General features: G+C 67.6%; 15 protein-coding genes. 6 read left to right on the forward strand and 9 right to left on the reverse strand.

Annotated features, from left to right (window positions below; all coding sequences use genetic code 11):
- Positions 1-63 precede the first annotated feature (63 nt).
- Positions 64-2,418, forward strand: a complete 2,355-nt coding sequence (locus Q0Z44_RS02770; RefSeq protein WP_298009918.1) for a PBP1A family penicillin-binding protein — start codon at positions 64-66, stop codon at positions 2,416-2,418.
- 16 nt (positions 2,419-2,434) lie between these two features.
- On the opposite strand, the gene Q0Z44_RS02775 is transcribed toward Q0Z44_RS02770, so the two are convergent.
- The 3 genes from Q0Z44_RS02775 to Q0Z44_RS02785 all read right to left on the reverse strand — a co-directional run bounded on the left by Q0Z44_RS02775 (position 2,435) and on the right by Q0Z44_RS02785 (position 5,671).
- Entirely contained in the window at positions 2,435-2,929 is a 495-nt protein-coding gene (locus Q0Z44_RS02775) for a YgjP-like metallopeptidase domain-containing protein (RefSeq protein WP_298010147.1), read from the reverse strand.
- Between the two features lie 51 nt (positions 2,930-2,980).
- Positions 2,981-4,450: an exodeoxyribonuclease I gene (gene sbcB / locus Q0Z44_RS02780; RefSeq protein WP_298009921.1), complete on the reverse strand. Its 1,470-nt coding sequence runs from the start codon at positions 4,448-4,450 to the stop codon at positions 2,981-2,983.
- 99 nt (positions 4,451-4,549) lie between these two features.
- Positions 4,550-5,671 (reverse strand): beta-ketoacyl-ACP synthase III, encoded by a 1,122-nt coding sequence (locus tag Q0Z44_RS02785; protein WP_298009924.1) that lies wholly within the window; start codon positions 5,669-5,671, stop codon positions 4,550-4,552.
- A 236-nt stretch (positions 5,672-5,907) separates the two neighbouring features.
- Between Q0Z44_RS02785 and Q0Z44_RS02790 the strand changes: the two genes are divergently transcribed.
- Positions 5,908-9,339, forward strand: a complete 3,432-nt coding sequence (locus tag Q0Z44_RS02790) for a response regulator (RefSeq protein WP_298009927.1) — start codon at positions 5,908-5,910, stop codon at positions 9,337-9,339.
- 18 nt (positions 9,340-9,357) lie between these two features.
- Here the strand turns inward: Q0Z44_RS02790 and Q0Z44_RS02795 are convergent, their stop codons facing one another.
- Positions 9,358-10,074 (reverse strand): RluA family pseudouridine synthase, encoded by a 717-nt coding sequence (locus Q0Z44_RS02795; protein WP_298009930.1) that lies wholly within the window; start codon positions 10,072-10,074, stop codon positions 9,358-9,360.
- A gap of 4 nt (positions 10,075-10,078) precedes the next feature.
- A complete protein-coding gene (locus tag Q0Z44_RS02800) occupies positions 10,079-11,107 on the reverse strand; it encodes a bile acid:sodium symporter family protein (protein WP_298009933.1) in 1,029 nt (342 codons plus the stop codon).
- 159 nt (positions 11,108-11,266) lie between these two features.
- On the opposite strand from Q0Z44_RS02800, the gene acnA reads away from it, so the two are divergent.
- Positions 11,267-14,005: an aconitate hydratase AcnA gene (acnA, locus tag Q0Z44_RS02805; RefSeq protein ID WP_298009935.1), complete on the forward strand. Its 2,739-nt coding sequence runs from the start codon at positions 11,267-11,269 to the stop codon at positions 14,003-14,005.
- A 3-nt stretch (positions 14,006-14,008) separates the two neighbouring features.
- Here acnA and Q0Z44_RS02810 read toward each other — a convergent pair whose 3' ends face one another.
- The 3 genes from Q0Z44_RS02810 to Q0Z44_RS02820 form a co-directional block, all read right to left on the reverse strand.
- A complete protein-coding gene (locus tag Q0Z44_RS02810; protein ID WP_298009938.1) occupies positions 14,009-14,368 on the reverse strand; it encodes an ArsC family reductase in 360 nt (119 codons plus the stop codon).
- A 62-nt stretch (positions 14,369-14,430) separates the two neighbouring features.
- Entirely contained in the window at positions 14,431-14,829 is a 399-nt protein-coding gene (locus tag Q0Z44_RS02815) for a DUF779 domain-containing protein (protein ID WP_298009942.1), read from the reverse strand.
- An 81-nt stretch (positions 14,830-14,910) separates the two neighbouring features.
- Positions 14,911-16,434: an aldehyde dehydrogenase family protein gene (locus Q0Z44_RS02820; RefSeq protein ID WP_298009945.1), complete on the reverse strand. Its 1,524-nt coding sequence runs from the start codon at positions 16,432-16,434 to the stop codon at positions 14,911-14,913.
- Between the two features lie 430 nt (positions 16,435-16,864).
- On the opposite strand from Q0Z44_RS02820, the gene Q0Z44_RS02825 reads away from it, so the two are divergent.
- The 3 genes from Q0Z44_RS02825 to gph are packed head-to-tail and all read left to right on the forward strand — an operon-like array spanning position 16,865 to position 20,354.
- Positions 16,865-18,892 carry a sigma-54-dependent Fis family transcriptional regulator gene (locus Q0Z44_RS02825; RefSeq protein ID WP_298009949.1) on the forward strand — a complete coding sequence of 676 codons (2,028 nt, stop codon included), beginning with the start codon at positions 16,865-16,867 and terminating at the stop codon, positions 18,890-18,892.
- Positions 18,893-18,936: 44 nt separating this feature from the next.
- Entirely contained in the window at positions 18,937-19,641 is a 705-nt protein-coding gene (gene ubiG, locus Q0Z44_RS02830; protein ID WP_298009952.1) for a bifunctional 2-polyprenyl-6-hydroxyphenol methylase/3-demethylubiquinol 3-O-methyltransferase UbiG, read from the forward strand.
- An 11-nt stretch (positions 19,642-19,652) separates the two neighbouring features.
- A complete protein-coding gene (gph, locus tag Q0Z44_RS02835; RefSeq protein ID WP_298009955.1) occupies positions 19,653-20,354 on the forward strand; it encodes a phosphoglycolate phosphatase in 702 nt (233 codons plus the stop codon).
- Positions 20,355-20,424: 70 nt separating this feature from the next.
- Here gph and Q0Z44_RS02840 read toward each other — a convergent pair whose 3' ends face one another.
- Positions 20,425-21,879 carry a mannose-1-phosphate guanylyltransferase/mannose-6-phosphate isomerase gene (locus tag Q0Z44_RS02840; protein ID WP_298009960.1) on the reverse strand — a complete coding sequence of 485 codons (1,455 nt, stop codon included), beginning with the start codon at positions 21,877-21,879 and terminating at the stop codon, positions 20,425-20,427.
- Positions 21,880-21,887: the final 8 nt, after the last annotated feature.

Here is a 21,887-nt window from a genome sequence, read left to right on the forward strand (position 1 = left end):
CGCGCCGCATCGGATAATCGCGCTCTTCGGACTCTGACGGCGCCCGGCTGGGCCGCCCGTTCCATGCGCAAGACCTTCCCTGCCCGCCCTCACGGTGCACGTGGCTTCATCCTCCTCGCCGCCCTGGGCGCGGTGGCCGCCATGGTGGTGGCGCTGCTCGTCACGGCGGCGGTGCTCTACCCTTCCCTGCCGGACACCAGCTCGCTCTCGAACTACCAGCCGAAACAGCCCTTGCGCGTGTACACGGCCGATGGCGTCGAAATCGGTGGTTTTGGCAGTGAGAAGCGGCAGTATCTGAAGCTGGAGCAGATCCCCAAGCTGATGCGCGACAGCTTGCTGGCCGTCGAAGACTCGCGCTTCTACGAGCATCCCGGCATCGACGTGATCGGCGTGCTGCGCGCCATCGTGTCGAACGTGACCGGCGGCCGCACGCAGGGTGCCTCGACCATCACGCAGCAGGTGGCGCGCACCTTCTTCCTCACGCGGGAGAAGACGATGACGCGCAAGATCAAGGAGGCCATGCTGTCGCTGAAGATCGAGGGGCAATTGAGCAAGGACCAGATCCTCGAGCTCTACATGAACCAGATCTATCTGGGCGCGCGCTCCTACGGCTTCGCCGAAGCGGCCCAGACCTACTTCGGCAAACCGCTGAGTGCGCTGTCGCCCGCCGAATGCGCGATGCTGGCCGGCCTGCCACAGAACCCGGCCAACGCCAACCCGATCAAGAACCCGCAGCGTGCGCGGGCCCGACAGCTGGTGGTGCTGTCGCGCATGCACACCGAGGGCGTGCTGGACGACGCGGCCTATGAAAAGGCAAAAGCCGAGAAACTCGCAGTGCGCCCGCCCGGCGAGATGGAGGTACACGCCGAGTACGTGGCCGAGATGGCGCGCGCCCAGGTCTATGCGCAGTACGGCGAGTCGGCCTACACCACCGGCATGAAGGTGGTGACCACGCTGCGCGCCGCCGATCAGCAGGCCGCCTGGAAGGCCTTGCGCCGCACACTGATCGACCGCGAGACCGGCCTGCCCTGGCGTGGCCCCGAGGCCTGGGAAGACCTGGACAGCGACCTCAAGGACGAGGACCCCGCCGTGTCGCAGGTGCTGGCCGACTACAACGACGACGAGATGCTCCGTGTGGCCATCGTGACGGCGGCCAGCGCGAAGGAAGTGCGCGCGGTGCTCGCGAGCGGCGATGTGGTGCGCATCAGCGGCAAGGGCCTGCGCCAGGCACAGCCAGGTCTCGCCCGCAACGCGAGCGACAAACTGCGTGTGCGCCGCGGCTCCGTCGTGCGACTGGTGGAGCTGAATGACGAATGGCGCCTGACCCAATGGCCGGAAGCCGAAGGGGCGCTGGTGGCCATGGACCCGCATGATGGCCAGGTGCGGGCGTTGGTCGGCGGCTTCGACTTCCAGCGCAACCAGTTCAACCACGTCACGCAGGGGTGGCGCCAGCCGGGCTCGGCGTACAAGCCATTTCTGTATTCCGCCGCGCTGGAAAACGGCGTGATGCCCGAGACGCTCATCAACGACGCCCCGCTGGCCAATGTGGGCGATTGGACGCCCTCGAATTCGGATGGCAGCGCCGATGGCCCCATCCCGCTGCACACCGCATTGGCCAAGTCGAAGAACCTGGTGAGCATCCGACTGGTGCAGTTGATGGGCACGCAGAAGGCACGTGAATGGACGGGGCACTTCGGCTTCGAGGTGGGCAAGCAGCCCGACAACCTCACGCTGGCCCTGGGCTCGGGCTCGACCACGCCGATGCAGATGGCCAGCGCCTACGCCGTCATTGCCAACGGCGGGCTGAAGGTCTCACCTGTGGTGATCCGCCGCATCACCGACGGCGACGGCAAGGTCGTGTTCGACGCCACGCTGAAGAGGGCCGAGGAGGCCGACCGCGTGGTGCCGGCACGCAATGCCTTCCTGACGGGCACGCTGCTCAATGAGGTGACCCGCACCGGCACCGCCGCCCGCGCACAGGCCCAGCTGCGCCGCCCCGACCTGTTCGGCAAGACGGGCACGACCAACGACGTGTTCGACGCGTGGTTTGCCGGCTTCCAGCCCAATCTGGTGGCGGTCGTCTGGCTGGGTTACGACACCCCGCGCAGCCTCGGCAGCCACGCCTCCGGCAGTTCGCTGGCCCTGCCGGCCTGGATCCAGTTCATGGCCACGGCGCTCAAACGCGAGCCGGTGGTGGCGATGCCCGTGCCGGACGGCGTGGTGCGGCTGGAATCAGGCTGGCGCTACAGCGAGTGGGCGGAGGGCGGCTTCCTGACGGAGCTTGGCATGGACGACGCCCCGATCGACCCGAGCCTGATCCCGGCCCCGCCGGTGCCCCCGGGTTCGGCGCCGTCGTCGGCCGAGGGCGAAGGCAATGTGGAAGACCGCCTGAAGGCCTTCATCGACCGCCTGTTCTGACCGAGGCTGGCGGCCTTCAGGCTGTCAGCTGGCCGATGTCCCGGGCGGTGAGCCACAGGCGCAGGTCGAACTCGTACTGGTGATAGGCCGGCTCCATGTGACAGCACAGCGCATAGAAGGCCTTGTCGTGCGCCTTCTCCTTCAGATGAGCCAGTTCGTGCACCACGATCATCTGGAGGAATTCGGGCGGCGTGTCCTTGAACAGGCTGGCCACGCGGATCTCGCGCTTGGCCTTGAGCTTGCCGCCCTGCACGCGTGAGGCCACGGTGTGGGTACCCAGCGCCTGCTGGATCACCTGGATCTGCCCGTCGTAGGCCACCTTGCTGAGCGGCTCGCTGCTGCGCAAGTACTGCTGCTTGAGCGCCATCACGTGCTCGTACAACAGCTTGTCGGTGCGAACCTCGTGGCGTTGCGGGTAGCGCTTGTGCAGCATCTCACCCAGGCGCCCCTGGTAGATCAGGGACTGAGCCTGTGCCAGCAAATGCGGCGGGTAGCCGCCCAGGTAGCGCAGCACGGCCGGCTGGACCGGCGGCGGGGCAAGGTGAACGACGCGGGACACGGTTCAGGGCGCGATCTGCTCGGCGTACTCGTAGAGCAGGCCGAGGATTTCCTGGCCGCGCTCGTCGTCCTCGGGCAGCTGTTCGCCCAGCGCGTCGATGCGGTCAAAGAATGCCTGCAGCGACATCCCGCCCACGCCCTCGTGCAGCCGCGCCCGGCGCAGCGCCTGCCAGCGTGCCTGGTCGGTCTCGTTCAGCGTGTCAGGGAAGTTGCGGGCGCGGTAGCGGAACAGCAGTTCTTCCAGCCGCTCGTCGACAAAGCCCGGACGCTTCTCGGCCAGCTGCTCGCCACTGAGGCCCCGCAGGCGTTGCAGCACGCGGCGATCGTCGTTGCCGACAAAGCCGCCGTACAGGTCTTCGTCCACGTCGGGCGCCGCAGCCTGGCGGGCATCGCGGTCGCGGCCGCCATACACCTCGGCCCAGATGCCGTCCATGCTGACGCTGTGGGCTGCGGCCACCTCTGCCCGCTGCATCGCCTGCTCTATGTTCACGCCCCAGCGCGCCGCCACTTCCGGCGTCAGCACCTTGAGGTTGCCGATCACCACGGGCGACTTGTTGATGTGCACGCCCTTGATGGGCAGGCGCGTCACGCCTTCGGGCAGGTCGTCGCGCCGGGTGAAGAGGCGCAGACGGATCTCGTCGGCGCTCAGGCCGAACAGCTCGCTCGGGTCGTGCGCCAGGTCCCAGCACAGGATCTCGTTCTTGTTGGTGGGGTGCTGGGCCAGCGGCCACACCAGCGCCATGAAGCCGCGCTCGGCACCGAACTGGCTGGTGATGTGCAGGAAGGGCTTCCACTGGCTACGCGGCTTGTCGAGCCCCGCTTCAGCCAACACGGCGTCCTTCTTGCGCAGCTTGAGGCAGAAGTCCCACAGGCGCGGTTGGCGGGTCTTGATCAGCCGGGCCACGGCGATGGTGGCACGCACGTCGGACAGCGCATCGTGCGCGGCCTCGTGGGCCAGACCGTTTGCGGCCGTCAGGTGCTCCAGCTTGAACGAGGGGCGCCCGTCGTCGTAACGGGGCCATTCGATGCCCTCGGGGCGCAGTGCCCAGGTGGTGCGCACCAGGTCGATCAGGTCCCAGCGACCGCAGCCGTTCTGCCATTCGCGGGCATAGGGGTCGATGAGGTTGCGCCAGAAGAGGTGACGCGTCACCTCGTCGTCGAAGCGAATGGTGTTGTAGCCGACGCCCACGGTGTTGGGCTCGGCCAGTTCGCGCTCGACGGCCTCGGCAAAGCGGTGCTCGGGCACGCCCTGCGCCAGGCAGGTCTGCGGGACGATGCCGGTCAGCAGACACGATTCGGGGTCGGGCAGATAGTCAGGCGCGGGCTGGCAGTACTGCATCAGCGGGGCGCCGAGCTCGTTGAGGTCGGCGTCGGTGCGGATGCCGGCAAACTGCGAGGGGCGGTCTCGGCGCGGCACGCGGCCGAAGGTCTCGTAGTCGTGCCAGTAGAAGGTGTAGGAAGTGTCTGAAGACATGGGCGTCACGATACAGGAAGCCGGGCTCCCTCCTTGGGGCGGCACAAGCACAAACGCCCGCTGCGGCGGGCGTTCTGGGCAAGGGTGGGGTGAGCGGGCTTACCGCTTGCGCAGCACCAGACTGCCGACGGAATAGCCCGCGCCGAACGAGCAGATCACGCCCAGGTCACCCGACTTCAGATCGGCGTGGTGCAGGTGGAAGGCGATGATGGAGCCGGCCGACGCCGTGTTGGCGTACTCGTCCAGAATCATGGGCGCCACGTCCTGCGTGGGTTCGGCGTTGATCAGCTTCTTGATGACCAGCTGGTTCATGCCCGAGTTGGCCTGGTGCAGCCAATAACGGCGCACGTCGGTCGGCTGGATGTGCAGCTGGGTCAGCTGGCCTTCGATGTGGGCCGCGGCAATGGGCACCACTTCCTTGAACACCTTGCGGCCTTCCTGGCGGAAGGTCTTGTCGCGGGCTTCCGGATCGCTGTCTTCGGCGCGGTTCATGAAGCCGAAGTTGTTGCGGATGTTGTTGGAGAACTGCGTGGCCAGCTGCGAGCCCAGCACTTCCCACTGGTCCTTCGAGGTGGCGGTGTCGGCGCGTTCGACGATCACGGCGGTGCACACGTCACCAAAGATGAAGTGGCAGTCGCGGTCCTTCCATTCCTGGTGGGCCGACGTGATCTCGGGGTTGACGACCAGCACGCAACTGGCAGAGCCCGAACGCACGGCGTTGACGGCCTGCTCCAGCGCGAAGGTGGCGGCCGAGCAGGCCACGTTCATGTCGAAGCCATAGCCACGGGCGCCGATGGCCTGCTGGATCTCGATGGCCATGGCCGGGTAAGCGCGCTGCATGTTGGCCGACGAGCAGATGACGGCGTCAATGTCCTTGCCTTCCTTGCCGGCGGCGGCCATGGCCTTCTTCGCGGCGTCGACGGCGATTTCAGCCATCAACGAGAGCTGGTCATCCGGGCGCGGCTCGAAGCGAGGGTACATCCGGTTGATGTCGAGAATGCCTTCCTTCTCGATCACGTAACGCTGCTTGATGCCGGAGGCCTTCTCGATGAACTCGACGCTGGAGGGCGACAGCGCGGTCAGCGTGCCGGCTTCGATCTCTGCGGCGTGCTCGGCGTTGTATTTGGCCACGTAGGCGTTGAACGAGGCCACCAGCTCGGCGTTGGTGATGATATTGGGCGGCTGGTAAAGACCGGTACCCGAGATGACGACAGCGCTCATCGAGGATGACTCCACAGGAAAACCTGCGATTTTGCCACCGATCCCCTGCTGGCCCCATGGGGCTTCGCCCTGAGGTGATGCGCGTCAACCCCCTTTCGGGACGGGGACAGGGTGCCGCGCTTGCCCCGTGCTGGAGGCTCTGCTAGAACCAGGGTCAAGGTTCAGGATGGCGCGCGGTCCATCTTCTTCCTGAGTGCTGGCCATGCGCCGGGTGGTACCGCGTCACGGAGAACGGAATGGTTCGAGGGGCAGGCGGTTTTGCGGCCACCGTGTGGCATCGCCCGGATGCAAGGCGCTGGCTGACAGCTGCCCTGGTGTGGCTGCTGCTTGTGGTGGGCGCGTGCGGTGCGGTGGTGGCGTGGCGCATCGGCAGCCTGCGGGTCGAGACAGCCCAGGCGGCTGAACGGCGGCTGGGCTCGCTGGACGAGAACGTGGCCAACCAGTTCGCCTCGCTGACGGCGCTGGCCAAGGTGCTGTCGCGGCAATCTCAGATGGTCTCCTTCATGCAGGACGTAGGCGGCCACGACAGCGTGCGCCTGAACCTGCCGGAGCGCCAGGCGCTGCAGCGCAGGCTGTCCGCCAACCCCCAGGTGCGAGGCATGAGCGATCTGCTGGCCCAGCTTGTGCGCGACTTCCAGATCAGCCAGGCGATGCTGCTCGACCCCTTCGGCACCGTGGTGGCCGACAGTGCACTGGCCGAGCAGCGCGGAGATGCCCTCGGGCTCAATGTCGCTAACCGCCCTTATTTCATCGATGCAATGGAGCGCGGTGAAGGGTTTCAGTTCATCCTATTCCGACTCAATCGGCAGCCGGGCTTCGTCATTGCCACGCGGGTCGGCGACAGCCGGGGCACGCAGGGCGTGCTGATGCTGGTGACCAATCCGCAGCGCATGGCGCGCCTGTTCGCCTCCAGCACCAACGGCATCAACATGATGGTCAGCACACGCGGTGTGGTCGTGACCAGCAACGACACCACACTCGAGCAGCGCCACGTCCCGCGCGGTGTGGTCGCCGAAGCGCGCACGGCAGACGGCGAGCCGGATGCCCCGCGCACCCCGCAGCGCGAGCTGCCCTGGCAAACGAGTTCCGTCCGGATCGCAGGCGAACGACACGCCACCCTTGACGTCGAAGGCACGCCGTACCTGGTGCGCACGCAACCGCTGACGGGCTTCCCGTTCTCGTTGTGGGTGCTGGCCCCGCTCGGGCAGGAGCGGTCGCTGGTGGCCGGGGGCACGGCCAGTGCCGTTGGGCTGGTGGCGCTGGGCTGGTTGACGATGTGGCTGCGGTGGCGCCGCCGCGAGCGCGCCGAGGTGGTGGAGCAGGTACGGCGCGAAACGCTCGAGATGACGCGCTCCCTGCCGTTGACGCTGTTCCGTTACCGCGTGCAGGCACAGGGGCGCGGTCATTTCAGCTACCTGGGTCCGGGCGTGAAGAGCCTGTTCGGTGTGGACGAAGCCACGCTCAAGGCCCAGCCGGAGCAGTGCTGGGCCCTGGCCGGCGTTGCGGGCGGGCGCCCGCCCACCGAGCCGGTCGAGTTCGCCATCGACCGCGACAACCAGCAGCACTGGATCAGCGTGAACAGCACGGCCGTGCAGGCCCCCGACGGCAGCGTGGTGTACGACGGCTACTGGCTCGATGTGACGGCGCGGCGGCAGGCCGAGCACCGTTTCGAGGCGGCGTTCCAGCACGCGCCCACGGCCTACTTCTTCTTCCATCGCGAACGCGGCATCCAGCGCTGCAATCCGGAGACCGCAAGGCTGTTCGGTGCCACGCGGGAAAGCGAGTTGATCGCCCTGCGTCCATGGGAACCCTCGCTGAGCCCCGAGCGTCAGGCCGACGGCCAGCTCAGTGCCGACGTGGCAGCGCGGCTGCTGGAACGCTACCGAGACAACGCCGAGCCCGTCCGCTTTCCGTGGCGACACCGCAAGCTGGACGGTGAACTGCGCGAGTGCGAGGTCACGCTGATCTGGCTCGGACACGAGGACCGCGATCTCTACTTCGCGATCACCGAGGATGTCACTGCGCGCCGCCTGACCGAAGAGGCGCTGCGCGAGGCCAGCGAATCGGCGCAGGCCACCAGCCGCGCGAAGTCGGCCTTCCTGGCCAACATGAGCCACGAGATCCGCACGCCGATGAACGCGATCATCGGCATGACGCACCTTGCCCTGCAGGCGGGCACGCCCGAGCAACTGCGGGGCTATGTGGGCAAGGCACACCAGGCCGCCAACAGCCTGCTGCAGATCATCAACGACATCCTCGATGTCTCGAAGATCGAGGCGGGCCATCTGGAGTTGGAGGAGATCGATTTCACCGTGCAGGATGTGCTGGACCAGGTGGCCGACATGCTGAGCTTGCAGGCCGAACGCAAGGGGCTGGAGCTGTTGTTTCACGTGCCGACCACCCTGCCCGCCCAACTGCGTGGCGACCCGACCCGGCTGCGGCAGGTGCTGGTCAACCTGGGCTCGAACGCCGTGAAGTTCACCGACCAGGGCAGCGTCGTGATCGGGCTGGAGGTGGCACACCGGCACGACCACGAAGTACGGCTGCATGGCTGGGTGCGCGACACCGGCATGGGCATGACACCCGAGCAGCAGGCGCGGCTCTTCCAACCCTTCTCGCAAGGCGATGCCTCCAACACCCGCCGCTTTGGTGGCACCGGGCTGGGGCTCACGATCTCCCGCCAGCTCACCGAGCGCATGGGCGGGCAGCTGTGGGTTGAAAGCACGCTGCACCAGGGGTCGACCTTCCACTTCAACGTGCGGCTGGGCCTGCCACCCGACCCCGCGCCGATGGCGGTGCAGCGCGAGGCGTGGGTCGGCAAGCGGATGCTGCTCGTGGACGACCACCCCGATGTGCACGAAGTGATCGGCCAGATGGCTTCGGAGCTGGGCCTGTTGGTCGACCACGCCATGAATGGCGAAGACGCGCTGCATCAGCTGGAGGCGAGTGCCGCGCCGTATGACTGGATCCTGATCGACTGGCACATGCCCGGCATGGACGGCGTCACGTGTGCCGGCCATGTGCTGGCCCGCTCACTGGAGCGTTTTCCGCTGGTGGAGCCGTGTGTGCTGCTGGTCACCGCCTTCAACCGCGACGACGCGCTGAAAGCGGCCGAAGGCCTCGCGCTGGCCGACATCCTGATCAAGCCGGTCAGCCCTTCCACCCTGTTTGACAGCTTGTCGCGTTCGATCAAACAGCCGGCCGGGAGCCCGGCACGGATGGCCCCGCCCGAGCGCGCGCTGTCGCCCCCCGGGATGCCCGACAAGCCGCTGGACGGCCTGCGCATCCTGCTGGTGGAGGACCAGCTGCTCAATCAGGAGCTGGCGCGCGAGCTGCTGTCGCGGGCGGGCGCCGAAGTTGTGGTGGCTGAAGACGGAGAACAGAGCCTGCAGCGCATTGAGCGCGACGGCCCTTTCGACTGCGTGCTGATGGACTGCCAGATGCCGAAGATGGATGGCTACACGGCCACGCGCCACATCCGTGCGGATGCGCGCTGGGCCATGCTGCCGGTGATCGCGATGACGGCCAGCGCGCTGGCCACCGACCGCGAGGCGGCCCTCGATGCCGGCATGAACGACCACGTCAGCAAGCCGCTGGACGTGCAGCAGATGTTCAGCGTGATCCGTCGCTGGGTGGGCGTGGGCCAGCGCCGACCGGTCACACCGTGATGCCGAGCGAACGACGGTTCAGAAAGGCGGCGGGCTTGTCCAGTGCAGCGGCTGCCCGGTCACAGGGTGATCCAGCGCCAGTGACCGGGCGTGCAGCAGCAGCCGGGGCGCGGCCGCCTGGCTTTCGGGCGGGCCATAGAGCGGATCCCCCTGGATGGGATGCCCCAGCGCCAGCATGTGCACACGCAACTGGTGCGAGCGCCCGGTGACCGGCTCGAGTTCGACGCGCGTGCACGCCCGGTTTGCATCCCGCGCCAGCACCCGCCACCGTGTCAGCGCGGGGCGGCCGTGCTCGGTGTCCACCTTTTGCATGGGCCGCCAGTCCCAGTCGGTGCCCAGCGGCAGCCCCACCTCGCCGGCATCACCGAGCTCGACGGAAAACACGCCGTGCAGCACCGCTTCGTAGCGCTTGCTGACCGCCCTCGCCCGAAAGGCGGCGCTCAAGGCCGCCTGTGCCGCCTCGCCGCGCCCGAACACCACCAGCCCGGATGTGGCCAGGTCGAGCCGATGCACCACATCCGCATCCGGCCACCGTTGTTGTGCGCGATGCAGCAGGCAGTCCTGGTGCGCCTCACCGCGACCCGGCACCGTGAGGAGCCCGGAAGGTTTGTCCAGCACCAGCAGGCACGCATCCTCGTAGACCGGCCGCAAGGGGCTTGCGGGCGGCGGTGCATAGACGATGGGCGGGCACAGCGACGGCGCGCTCGGCGGGGGCAGCCCGCGATAACGACCCATGGATTCAGACCACCCGCTGTGTGCTGCGGGCCGCATAGCGCCGGGCCATCACCGCGCACACGAACAGCTGTAGCTGGTGGTACAGCATGATGGGCAGCACCAGCACGCCCATGGCCGCACTGCCGCCGAACAGCAGCTTGGCCATCGGCATGCCAGAGGCGAGCGTTTTCTTCGAGCCGCAGAACACGGCGACGATCTCGTCTTCCACCGGCAGGCCCTGCCGCCGTGCCAGCCAGCGCGTCACCCACAGCATCGGCATCAGGAACAGCACCACCCCGACCGCCGCCTGCAGCAACAGGCCCACCCCATGGCGCGACCACAGGCCATCGGCCACCGAATCACTGAAGGCGGACCACACCAGCAGCACGATGACGCCTCGGTCGAACACGGTGGTGTAGCGCTTGATGCGCGCGAAGAACGCCCCCAGCACCGGGCGGAGCAGGTGGCCCGCGACGAACGGCAGCAGCAGCATCTGCGCGACCTTCAGCATGGTCGGACCAACCTCCAGCCCCGCACCGGTGGCACTCTGCCCGATCACCAGACTGACAAGCAAGGGGGTGAGGAAGACGCCCAGCAGCGTCGAGAGCGTGGCGTTCAGCACCGCCGCAGCCACATGCCCGCGCGCCACGGCCGTCAGCGCGACCGACGACGACACCGTCGACGGCAACACTGCCAGATAGAAGAAACCCATCAGCAGGTCGTGCGGCACCCAGCGCCCCACCAGCAGCGCCAGCACGGCCCACCACAGCGGGAACAGCACATAGGTGCAGCCCTGCACCAGCAGGTGCAGCTTCCAGCGCGTGGCGCCGGCTTTGAGGCTGTCGGTCGACAAGCCCATGCCATGCAGAAAGAAGAGGAGGAACACGCCGATGTCCGTCACCTGCCCCAGGCGCAGCGGCCCCTCGCTGCGGCCCCACTGCGGTGCGAACGAGGCGACGGCCACGGCCACCATCATGGCTACCAGAAACCAGTCGATGACGCCTGACTGGCGGGCGCGGACAGCACGGGGTGGACGGGAGGTCGGGAGAAACATGACAACAAGATCGGCAAAACCCCGAGCCTATCGCAGTTGCACGCCGGGTCGCTGGACAGACAGGCACGCTGCCTGCCCAATGGTTCCAGGCGGGTCCGGCACACCGCGGCCGTGTCACGCGCCCGAGACGCCCACCATTCACTTCACACAGGAGCCGCCATGGCCGCCACCACGCCTGCAGTGCCCACCAGCGCCGCCCACCCGTTTGCCACCCTGCAGAAGCCGTTCCAGACGGCCTCCGGCCGCAGCCTGGGCTTTTTCTCGCTGCCCGAGCTGGCCTGCAAGCACCCCAATGTGAACAAGCTGCCCGTGTCGCTGCGCATCGTGCTGGAAGCCGTGCTGCGGCAATGCGACGGCCAGAAGGTGACGCCCGAGCACGTTTTCCAGCTTGCCAACTGGCAGCCCAACGCCGCGCGCCTCGAAGAGATCCCCTTCGTCGTGGCCCGCGTGGTGCTGCAGGACTTCACCGGCGTGCCGCTGCTGGCCGATCTGGCCGCCATGCGCAACGTGGCGGCCGACCAGGGGCAGGACCCCAAGCGCATCGAGCCCCTCGTGCCCGTCGACCTGGTGGTGGACCACTCGGTGATGATCGACCATTACGGCGGCCCTGAGGCACTCGACCTCAACATGCGGATCGAGTTCGAGCGCAACGCCGAGCGCTACCGCTTCATGAAGTGGGGCATGCAGGCCTTCGACACCTTCCGCGTGGTGCCTCCAGGCTTCGGGATCGTGCACCAGGTCAACCTGGAATACCTGGCGCGCGGCGTGCACGTGGGTGCCGATGGCGTCGCCTACCCCGACACGCTGGTGGGCACCGACAGCCACACCACGATGATCAACGGCATCGGCGTGGTGGGCTGGGGTGTGGGCGGCATCGAGGCCGAAGCCGCCATGCTGGGCCAGCCGGTGTACTTCCTGACGCCGGACGTGGTGGGCTTCGAGCTGACCGGCCAGCTGCGTGAAGGCGTGACGGCCACCGACCTGGTGCTGACCGTGACCGAGATGCTGCGCAAGGAAAAGGTGGTCGGCAAGTTCGTGGAGTTCTGCGGCGAAGGCACCGCCTCGCTCGCCATTCCCGACCGGGCCACCATCGCCAACATGGCGCCCGAGTATGGCGCCACCATGGGCTTCTTCCCGGTCGACGAGCAGACGCTGGCCTACTTCCGCGGTACAGGCCGCACCGAAGACGAGATCGAGGCTTTCGAGGCCTACTTCCGTGCCCAGGGGCTGTTCGGCATCCCGAAGGCCGGCGAGCTGCATTACTCGAGCACCGTCCGGCTGGACCTGTCGACCGTGACGCCCTCAGTGGCCGGCCCCAAGCGCCCACAGGACCGCATCGAGCTGGGCCAGCTGGCGAGCACCTTCCAGGCCCTGTATGCGCGGCCCACGGCCGAGAACGGCTTCAACCAGCCGGCCGAGAAGCTGGGGCAGACCTTCACCACCAGTTCGGACCTGCCCCTGCACAACGGCGACGTGCTGATTGCCGCCATCACCTCCTGCACCAACACCTCGAACCCGGGTGTGCTGCTCGCGGCCGGCCTGCTGGCCAAGAAGGCCGTGGAAGCGGGCCTGAAGGTGCCCCGGCACATCAAGACCTCGCTGGCGCCCGGCTCGCGCATCGTCACCGAGTACCTGACCAAGGCCGGGCTGTTGCCCTACCTCGAGCAACTGGGCTTTCACGTGGCTGCCTACGGTTGCACCACCTGCATCGGCAACGCCGGTGACCTGGCCACCGACGTCAACGCCACCATCGTCGAGAACGACCTTGTGTGCGCGGCCGTCCTCTCCGGCAACCGCAACTTCGAGGCGCGCATCCACCCCAACATCAAGGCCAACTTCCTGGCCAGCCCGCCGCTGGTCGTGGCCTACGCCATCGCCGGCAACGTGACGCGTGACCTGCTGACCGAGCCGCTGGGCCAGTCCGACGACGGCCGGGCCATCTACCTGCGCGACATCTGGCCGAGCTCGGACGAAGTGAACGCGCTGATGCACCACGCGATGAACGGCGACGCCTTCCGTGCGAACTACGCGCAGGTGCGCAGCAACCCCGGCGCCCTGTGGAGCGAGATCGAAAGCAGCAGCGGCCAGGTCTACACCTGGCCTGAGAGCACCTACATCGCCCGGCCGCCCTTCTTCGATGGCTTCGAGACCACGCCGCCCGAGCGGGTGCACGACGTGCAGGGCGCGCGCATCATGGCGCTGTTCGGCGACTCCATCACCACCGACCACATCTCGCCGGCGGGCAGCATCAAGCCGTCATCCCCGGCGGGGCTGTATCTGGTGGCCCACGGCGTCCAGCCGGTCGATTTCAACAGCTACGGCTCGCGTCGCGGCCACCACGAGGTGATGATGCGCGGCACGTTTGCCAACGTCCGCATCAAGAACCTGATGCTGCCTGCGCGCGACGACGGCAGCCGCGAAGAAGGCGGCTGGACGCTGTTCCAACCGGGTGGCGAACGACTGACCATCTACGATGCGGCCATGCGTTACATCGCAGCCGGCACGCCCACTGTGATCTTCGGCGGCGAGGAATACGGCACTGGCTCCAGCCGGGACTGGGCGGCCAAGGGCACGCAGTTGCTGGGCATCAAGGCCGTGATCGCCCGCAGCTTCGAGCGCATCCACCGCGCCAACCTGGTCGGCATGGGGGTGCTGCCGCTTCAGTTCATGGGCAAGGATTCGTGGCAGTCGCTCGGCCTGACGGGCAGCGAACGCATCGACATCGCGCTGGGCGCCACCATCGAACCGCAGGCCGAAGTCACGCTGCGCATCACCCGCGACAACGGGCAGACGGACACGGTGCCGGTGCGCCTGCGCATCGACACACCGATCGAGGTCAGCTACCACCAGCACGGCGGCATCCTGCCCTTCGTGCTGCGGCAACTCCTGGCAGCCTGAGCCTCAGACCGACGCGGCCAGTGCCTCCGTAGCGGCCGCGTCGAAACCGACGGTCAGCACGCGGCCGTTCTGCTCGATCACGGGGCGCTTGATCACGCTGGCCTGAGCCAGCATCACGGCCTTGGCACTCGCGGCGTCGGCCACGCCCTCGCGCGTGGCCTCATCCAGCTTGCGCCAGGTGGTGCCTTGCCGGTTGACCAGCTTCTCCCAACCCACCGCCGATATCCAGGCGTCCAGCCGCTCGGCCGGCACGCCCTGCTTCTTGTAATCGTGGAAGGTGTAGGCCACGCCGCGCTCTTCCAGCCAGGCGCGGGCCTTCTTGACGGTGCTGCAGTTCGGGATGCCGTAGACGATCAGGCTCATGGTCGGTTCGATTCGGGAAGCAGAAAACACGGCCTGAACTGTCGCACAGCCGACCGACCCGCTTAGCGTACCTTGGCGGCCGCCTCCTGGGCTTCCAGCTCGTGCCACTCCTCATCGGTCCACAGCCGGGTGCGGCTCACGAAATGGTGGCCGTCCGCGTCTTCCAGCGAGAACGTTCCCAGGCTGCCCGGCGCCACGTCCAGCGTCAGCTGCGAGCCCAGCAGGTACTCGCACTGCGAGCGGCTCACATGAAACGGCACGCCTCCCACCTCGCCCAGTTGCACGTCGTCGGGCATCAGCGTCATGTCGCCCTCGGCGTAGCACATCGGTGAGCTGCCCTCGCAGCATCCCCCGGCCTGGTAGAAGAAGATCGCCCCGTGGCGTTGCCTCAGCTGCTGCACCAGCGCCAGGGCGGCGTCGGTGGCGGTCACACGGTGGATCATGCGGTGCTCGCTTTCCATGTCGGATGTGAAAAGAAAAAAGGGGGCGACCGAAGCCGCCCCCAAACGCTGTCACTGAACGAACTCAAAAAACCCCTGGGATCAGAAGAAGCCCAGCTTGTTGGGGTTGTAGGACACCAGCAGGTTCTTGGTCTGCTGATAGTGGTCCAGCATCATCTTGTGGGTTTCACGGCCGATGCCCGATTCCTTGTAGCCGCCGAAGGCAGCGTGCGCGGGGTAGGCGTGATAGCAGTTGGTCCACACGCGGCCAGCCTGGATGGCGCGGCCCATGCGGAAGGCGCGGTTGCCGTCACGGCTCCACACGCCAGCGCCCAGACCGTAAACGGTGTCGTTGGCGATCTGCAGGGCTTCCTCTTCCGTCTTGAAGGTCGTCACGGCCAGCACCGGGCCGAAGATTTCTTCACGGAAGATGCGCATGTTGTTGTGGCCCTTGAACAGGGTCGGCTTCACGTAGTAGCCGTCGGCCAGGTCGCCGTCCAGCTGAGCGCGCTCGCCACCGATCAGCACTTCGGCACCTTCCTGCTTGCCCACTTCCAGGTACGACAGGATCTTGTCCATCTGCATCTGCGAAGCCTGGGCACCCATCATGGTCTCGGTGTCCAGCGGGCTGCCCTGCTTGATGGCGGCCACGCGCTTGATGGCGCGCTCGATGAAGCGGTCGTAGATCGATTCCTGGATCAGGGCGCGCGACGGGCAGGTGCAGACCTCACCCTGGTTGAAGGCGAACAGCACCAGACCTTCGATGGCCTTGTCCAGGAAGGCATCGTCTTCGGCCATCACGTCTTCGAAGAAGACGTTCGGGCTCTTGCCGCCGAGTTCCAGCGTGGCGGGGATCAGGTTGCCGGCAGCAGCCTGGGCAATGACCTTGCCGGTGGCGGTCGAACCGGTGAAGGCGATCTTGGCGATGCGCTTGCTCGAGGCCAGCGGCATGCCGGCTTCGCGGCCGAAACCGTTGACGATATTCAGCACGCCCGGGGGCAGCAGGTCGGCGATCAGCTCGGCGAACACGAGGATCGAGATCGGGGTCGACTCGGCGGGCTTCAGGACCACGCAGTTGCCAGCGCCCAAGGCCGGGGCCAGCTTCCAGGCGGCCATCAGCAGCGGGAAGTTCCAGGGGATGATCTGGCCGACGACGCCCAGGGGCTCGTGGAAGTGGTAAGCAACGGTGTTGCCGTCGATTTCGGAGATGGCGCCTTCCTGGGCACGCAGGCAGCCAGCGAAGTAGCGGAAGTGGTCGGCCGACAGCGGGATGTCCGCGTTCAGCGTTTCGCGCATCGGCTTGCCGTTGTCGACGGTTTCAGCGTAGGCCAGCTTTTCCAGGTTCTGCTCGATGCGGTCGGCGATCTTCAGCAGGATGTTCGAACGCTCGGTGGGCGAGGTGGCAGCCCACTTGTCCTTGGCGGCGTGGGCGGCGTCCAGCGCCAGCTCGACGTCTGCTTCGGTGGAACGGGCAGCCTGGGTGTACACCTTGCCGCTGATCGGGGTGATCACGTCGAAGTACTGGCCACCCACCGGCGCCACGAACTTGCCGTTGATGAAGTTGTCGTAACGGGGCTTGAACGCAACGGGTGCGCCAGCGGCGCCAGGTGCGGCGTAAACAGTCATGGGGGTCTCCTTCAGAGGTCTGCCGGGTATGTCAGCGGTTGAGCTTGTGAGTCGCCTCGGCCTGCGGGTGTCACAGGTGTCGGCTACCGGGGCCAATAGGGCATGGCCCGTGCCAACGCGGGTTTCCACCGAGATTCCGTCACCGTGCGGGCCCGCTGCCGCAACCGGGCAGAACGCGCCAAACCCCTTTGGCTGCTGGAGAAAATCGCGATGCAGGGCGTGTCGGTACCGCTCAGACCCGACTCGATGCATTCAGGCCACTTGCTCCACGGTTTGCGACGCTTTGTGACGATGCTCCGCGTTGACACAGGGGGAACCCGCATGTGACAGACCGCGACAGGGACCATACTGCGACCCGTTAACGGAATTCGGACGGGCCCCGTTCCTGCAGGGGGTTTGGCGTCCGAAAACACTGCTCCCCGAGGCGCCCATGCAACTGACTCCGCAAGCCACCGCCGACCAACTGCGCCATGCACGTCGCTGTCTGCTTGAAACCGGCGAAGTACCGGAAGGCGTCGTCAGCCTGCAGGTCTCCTTGTCCTGGCAACGCAGCCAGATGGCCGGCCTCTCGCCCGTCGAGCCCCCGGTCGCCCCGCCCATCACCTCGGCTGCCGACCTGCGCCGCGCCCTCGCATGCGAGTACGACCTGCTGGCCCACGCGCGCCCGGTGATGGAGTTCCTGCACGACCAGATGCGCGACAGCGGCAGCGTCATCGTACTGGCCGATTCCCAGGGCCTGCTGCTCCACAGCCTGGGCGACGCCGATTTCCTCACCCGGGCCGAGCGCGTCTCGCTGGCCCCGGGCGCGCTGTGGCGCGAAGAGCACCGCGGCACCAACGCCATCGGCACCGCCATCGCCAACGGCTGCCCCACCGTCATCCACGGCGCCGAGCATTACCTCGAGCGCAACAGCTTCCTGACCTGTTCGGCCTCACCCGTCATGGCGCCCGACGGCCGGCTCCGCGGCGTGCTCGACATCTCGGTCGACCAGAGCGGCTACCACCCGCACACCTTTGCGCTGGTGCGCTCAGCCGCGCGCATGATCGAAGACCGCCTCTTCCACGCACGGCACATCAACGACCCGCTGCTGCGCCTGCACCCGCACGTCGAAGGCCTCGGCGCCGTCGGGGAGGGCCTCCTGGCCGTCTCGGAAGACGGCTGGATCATGGGCGCCAACGCGATCGCACAGCACTGGCTGAACCTCAGCGCCAGCCAGATCGGCGCCATCACGCTCGACCGCGTCTTCGGCCCCCAGGCCCTGCGGCTCCAGTCCCTGCCTGCGACCGGCCAGCCCACCCGCGTCACCACCATGCAGGGCCACACCCTGTATGTGCGCGACGAACCCGACCGCCGCCGTCGCGTCTGGGCGGCCACGCCCGTCAGCCACACCCGCTCGCGTTCCGGTGCCGCAGCGCCGTCTGCCGCGGCAGCTGCGGCCGCCGCCCGTGGGCGCCCGCCGATGGCCCAGGACCGCCGTGACGACCGCCGCATGGTGCAGGCCCTGACGCGCGCGCTGCGCGTCCAGGCCCAGGGCATCCCGGTGCTGCTTCAGGGCGAGGCGGGCACGGGCAAGGAGGTCTTTGCCCGCACGCTGCACGCCGAGGGCGATCGCGCCACCAAGCCCTTTGTCGCCGTCAACTGCGCCTCGCTGCCCGAGGCACTCATGGAAGTCGAACTGTTCGGCCACGTCGGCGGCGCCTTCCCTGGGGCGCGCCCCGAGGGGTCACCCGGCCGCATCCGTCAGGCCGAGGGGGGCACCCTGTTTCTCGACGAGATCGGCGAGCTCGCCCCGGCGCTGCAGGTGCGGCTGCTGCGCGTGCTGCAGGACAAGCAGGTCGTGCCCGTCGGCGCCCTGCATCCCGAACCCGTCGATTTCGTTCTCGTCTGCGCCACACACCAGGCCCTGCGCGACGCCGTCTCCGCAAGCCGCTTCCGTGAAGACCTGTACTGGAGGGTCAACGGCCTCACCGTCCAGATCCCCGCGCTGCGCGAGCGTGGCGACACCGCCGACCTCATCGACGACATGCTCGCCTCCATCGCACTCGACATGAAGCGGGTGGAGCCGCCCCGCATCACCGTCGAGGTCGTCGAAGCCCTCCTGCAGCATCCCTGGCCCGGCAACCTGCGCCAACTGCACGCGGTGCTGCGCACGGCCTGCGCGCTGCTCGGCCCGCACGAAGACGAACTGCACTGGGAGCACTTCAGCGAAGACCTCTGGTATGACGTGTTCTCGCGCCCCTACCGCGACGATGCCCCCGCCGCCCCCCGCGCGGACAGCCTGCCCCCGCCGCCCCTGGCCAGCGCGGAAGAGGCCGCCGAGGTCAACCTGCGGCGACTTTCCCACAGCGCCATCGAACGCGCCATTCAGGCCTCGAACGGCAACATGTCCGAGGCCGCCCGCAAGCTGGGCATCAGCCGCAATACGCTGTACCGGCGTCTCAAACAGGTCAGTGACTGAGGGCGATCCCGGGCGGGGCGTCTGCTCGGGTTAGCATCTCGTCCATGACGAACGCCGACCCCCAAGAACTCGCCAAATTCAGCGACCTGGCCCACAAGTGGTGGGACCCTGAGAGCGAATTCCGGCCGCTGCACCAGATCAACCCGCTGCGCCTGGACTGGATCGACCAACTCGCCTCAATCAAGGGCAAGACCGTGGTGGACGTGGGCTGTGGTGGCGGCATCCTCGCTGAATCGATGGCCCGCCGTGGTGCCGAGGTGCTGGGCATCGACCTGGCCGACCGGCCCTTGAAGGTCGCCATGCTGCACGCCATGGAAGCGGGCGTGGCCAACGTGACCTACCGCGCGGTGGCCGCCGAGGCCCTCGCTGCCGAACAGCCGGGCCACTTCGACGTCGTGACCTGCATGGAGATGCTCGAACACGTGCCGGACCCGTCTGCGGTCGTGCGCGCCTGCGCGCAGATGGCCAAACCTGGCGGCTGGGTCTTCTTCTCGACGCTGAACCGCAACCCCAAGTCGTATCTGTTCGCCATCCTGGGCGCCGAATACCTGCTCAAGCTGCTGCCCAAGGGCACGCACGAGTTCTCGCGCTTCATCCGCCCGGCCGAGCTGTCGCGCTGGATCCGGGAAGCGGGCCTCGATCACCGCGAGTTCAAGGGCATGGGCTACAACCCGCTCACCCGCATCTACAGCCTCAACCAGGACACCAGCGTGAACTACCTGGTGGCCTGCCGCAAGCCGGCCGCCTGAGGCCCACGCCCATGACCGCCCTGCACGCGCACCACGCTCCCAGCCGTATCCGCTGGTCTGCCCCGCCTCAAGCAGTGCTGTTCGACCTGGATGGCACGCTGGCCGACACCGCGGGTGACCTCGTCGGTGCACTCAACCGCCTTCGTGTGCAGCGCGGCCTGCCGCCCATGCCGCTGGAAACCTTGCGCCCTTACGCCTCGGCGGGTGCACGGGGCCTCCTCGGCGCAGGCCTCGACATCCATCCGGGTCATGACGAGTTCGAGCCGCTGCGCCTGGCCTTTCTGGCTGCCTACGCACAGTGCCTGAGCGAGACCACCGTCCTGTTCGAGGGCATGGCCGAACTGCTGGACCAGCTGGAGGCGCGAGGGCTGAAATGGGGCGTGGTGACCAACAAGCCGCACCGCTTCACCGTGCCGGTGATGGACGGCCTCGGCCTCATGGCCCGCGCAGGCGTGGTCATCAGCGGCGACAGCACGGCCCACGCCAAGCCCCACCCGCTCCCCCTGCTCACCGCATGCGAGCAACTGGGCGTGCCGCCGACCCGCGCACTCTACGTCGGCGATGACCTGCGCGACATCCAGGCCGCCCAGGCAGCCGCCATGCCAAGCGCCGCCGCCCGCTGGGGCTACATCGGCCACAACGGCGACATCGCCGACTGGGGCGCCGACGTGATCGCCACCACCCCGCTCGACTTGCTGCACTTCCTCGACTGAACCGCGCCGGGCTCCACCAAGAAAAAAAGCCACCGCACTGCGGTGGCTTTCTTCATGGCGCGCTGACCGATCAGGCCGACCGGCCGTAGTTGTCCTGGAAGCGCACGATGTCGTCCTCACCGAGGTAGCTGCCAGACTGCACTTCGATGATTTCCAGCGGGATCGCGCCGGGGTTCACCAGGCGGTGCACCGTGCCCAGCGGGATGTAGGTCGATTGGTTTTCGCCCAGCAGAAGCACCTGGTCGCCGTTGGTGACCTCGGCCGTGCCGCTGACCACGATCCAGTGCTCGGCACGGTGGTGGTGCATCTGCAGGCTCAGGGAGGCCTTCGGCTTCACCATGATGCGCTTGACCTGGAAGCGCGGGCCCATGTCGATCGAGTCGTACCAGCCCCACGGGCGATGCACTCGACGGTGCAGGGTGCCTTCCGATCGGGACTGCTTCTCCAGCGTGGCGACGATCTTCTTGACGTCCTGGCTGCTGTTGCGGTCGGCCACCAGCACGGCGTCCGGCGTTTCGACCACCACCACGTTGTCGAGGCCAACTGCCGCCACCAGCCGGCTGGTGGCGTGCACCAGCGTGTTGGTGCTGCTCTGGAACAGCGCATCGCCCTGGGCCGCGTTGCCGTTCGCATCGCGCTCGCTGACCTGCCACACGGCATCCCAGGCGCCCAGATCGGACCAGCCGGCGTCCAGCGGCACCATGCGCACCTTGAAGCCGGCCTCCGGGTGGCTCGGGCACTGCTCCATCACCGCGTAGTCCACCGACTCGGACGGCACGGCCGCGAACTCGGCCTTGCCCGGGCGCACGAACTGCGCGTCGGTGCCGCGCGCGGCAAACGACGCCTGCGTGGCCGCGAGGATGTCCGGACGGAAATGCCCCAGCGCCGCGAGCCAGCGCGAGGCCCGCATCACGAACATGCCGCTGTTCCAGAAGTAGCCGCCGTCAGCCACGTAGGCCTTGGCCTTCTCCAGGTCGGGTTTCTCGACGAAGGCGTCCACACCGCGCACCCCCACCGCGTCGGCGTCACTCGTGCGGATGTAGCCAAACCCGGTCTCGGGGCGATCCGGCGTGATGCCGAGGATCACGATGTCACCCTCGGCCGCCGCACGCACGGCGGTCTGCACGGCCTGCGTGAACGCGCGCTCGTTGGTCACGGTCTGATCGGCCGGAGTGACCACCAGGATCGGGTCGGCCCCTTCGGCCGTGGCCTGCAGCGCGGCCAGCGTCACGGCTGGCGCGGTGTTGCGCCCCACGGGTTCGAGCAGCAGAGACGATGGCTCGCCCTTCAACTCGCGCAACTGATCGAGCACGAGAAAGCGGTGCTCCTCGTTGCCGACGATGCACGGCTTGCCCACCGCGATGTCATCAGCCGCAAGCGACTGCAGGCGCAGGTGGGCCTGCTGGAACAGGCTCTGCGTGCCTTGCAGCACCAGAAACTGTTTGGGGTACAGCGCGCGCGACAGCGGCCACAGGCGGGTGCCGGAGCCACCGGCCATGATGACGGGAAGCAGTGCGTGGGTCATGAGTCAGA

The organism is uncultured Aquabacterium sp. (assembly GCF_947366995.1).
In the GTDB taxonomy this organism is placed as follows: Bacteria; Pseudomonadota; Gammaproteobacteria; order Burkholderiales; family Burkholderiaceae_C; genus Aquabacterium.

What these genes read in the sequence shown, in the direction of transcription:
- Q0Z44_RS02770 (WP_298009918.1), top strand. Translation starts at nt 64, where the DNA reads ATGCGCAAGACCTTCCCTGCCCGCCCTCACGGTGCACGTGGCTTCATC.
- sbcB (WP_298009921.1), bottom strand. Translation starts at nt 4,450, where the DNA reads ATGTCTTCAGACACTTCCTACACCTTCTACTGGCACGACTACGAGACC.
- Q0Z44_RS02785 (WP_298009924.1), bottom strand. Translation starts at nt 5,671, where the DNA reads ATGAGCGCTGTCGTCATCTCGGGTACCGGTCTTTACCAGCCGCCCAAT.
- Q0Z44_RS02790 (WP_298009927.1), top strand. Translation starts at nt 5,908, where the DNA reads ATGGTTCGAGGGGCAGGCGGTTTTGCGGCCACCGTGTGGCATCGCCCG.
- Q0Z44_RS02795 (WP_298009930.1), bottom strand. Translation starts at nt 10,074, where the DNA reads ATGGGTCGTTATCGCGGGCTGCCCCCGCCGAGCGCGCCGTCGCTGTGC.
- Q0Z44_RS02800 (WP_298009933.1), bottom strand. Translation starts at nt 11,107, where the DNA reads ATGTTTCTCCCGACCTCCCGTCCACCCCGTGCTGTCCGCGCCCGCCAG.
- acnA (WP_298009935.1), top strand. Translation starts at nt 11,267, where the DNA reads ATGGCCGCCACCACGCCTGCAGTGCCCACCAGCGCCGCCCACCCGTTT.
- Q0Z44_RS02810 (WP_298009938.1), bottom strand. Translation starts at nt 14,368, where the DNA reads ATGAGCCTGATCGTCTACGGCATCCCGAACTGCAGCACCGTCAAGAAG.
- Q0Z44_RS02815 (WP_298009942.1), bottom strand. Translation starts at nt 14,829, where the DNA reads ATGGAAAGCGAGCACCGCATGATCCACCGTGTGACCGCCACCGACGCC.
- Q0Z44_RS02820 (WP_298009945.1), bottom strand. Translation starts at nt 16,434, where the DNA reads ATGACTGTTTACGCCGCACCTGGCGCCGCTGGCGCACCCGTTGCGTTC.
- Q0Z44_RS02825 (WP_298009949.1), top strand. Translation starts at nt 16,865, where the DNA reads ATGCAACTGACTCCGCAAGCCACCGCCGACCAACTGCGCCATGCACGT.
- ubiG (WP_298009952.1), top strand. Translation starts at nt 18,937, where the DNA reads ATGACGAACGCCGACCCCCAAGAACTCGCCAAATTCAGCGACCTGGCC.
- gph (WP_298009955.1), top strand. Translation starts at nt 19,653, where the DNA reads ATGACCGCCCTGCACGCGCACCACGCTCCCAGCCGTATCCGCTGGTCT.
- Q0Z44_RS02840 (WP_298009960.1), bottom strand. Translation starts at nt 21,879, where the DNA reads ATGACCCACGCACTGCTTCCCGTCATCATGGCCGGTGGCTCCGGCACC.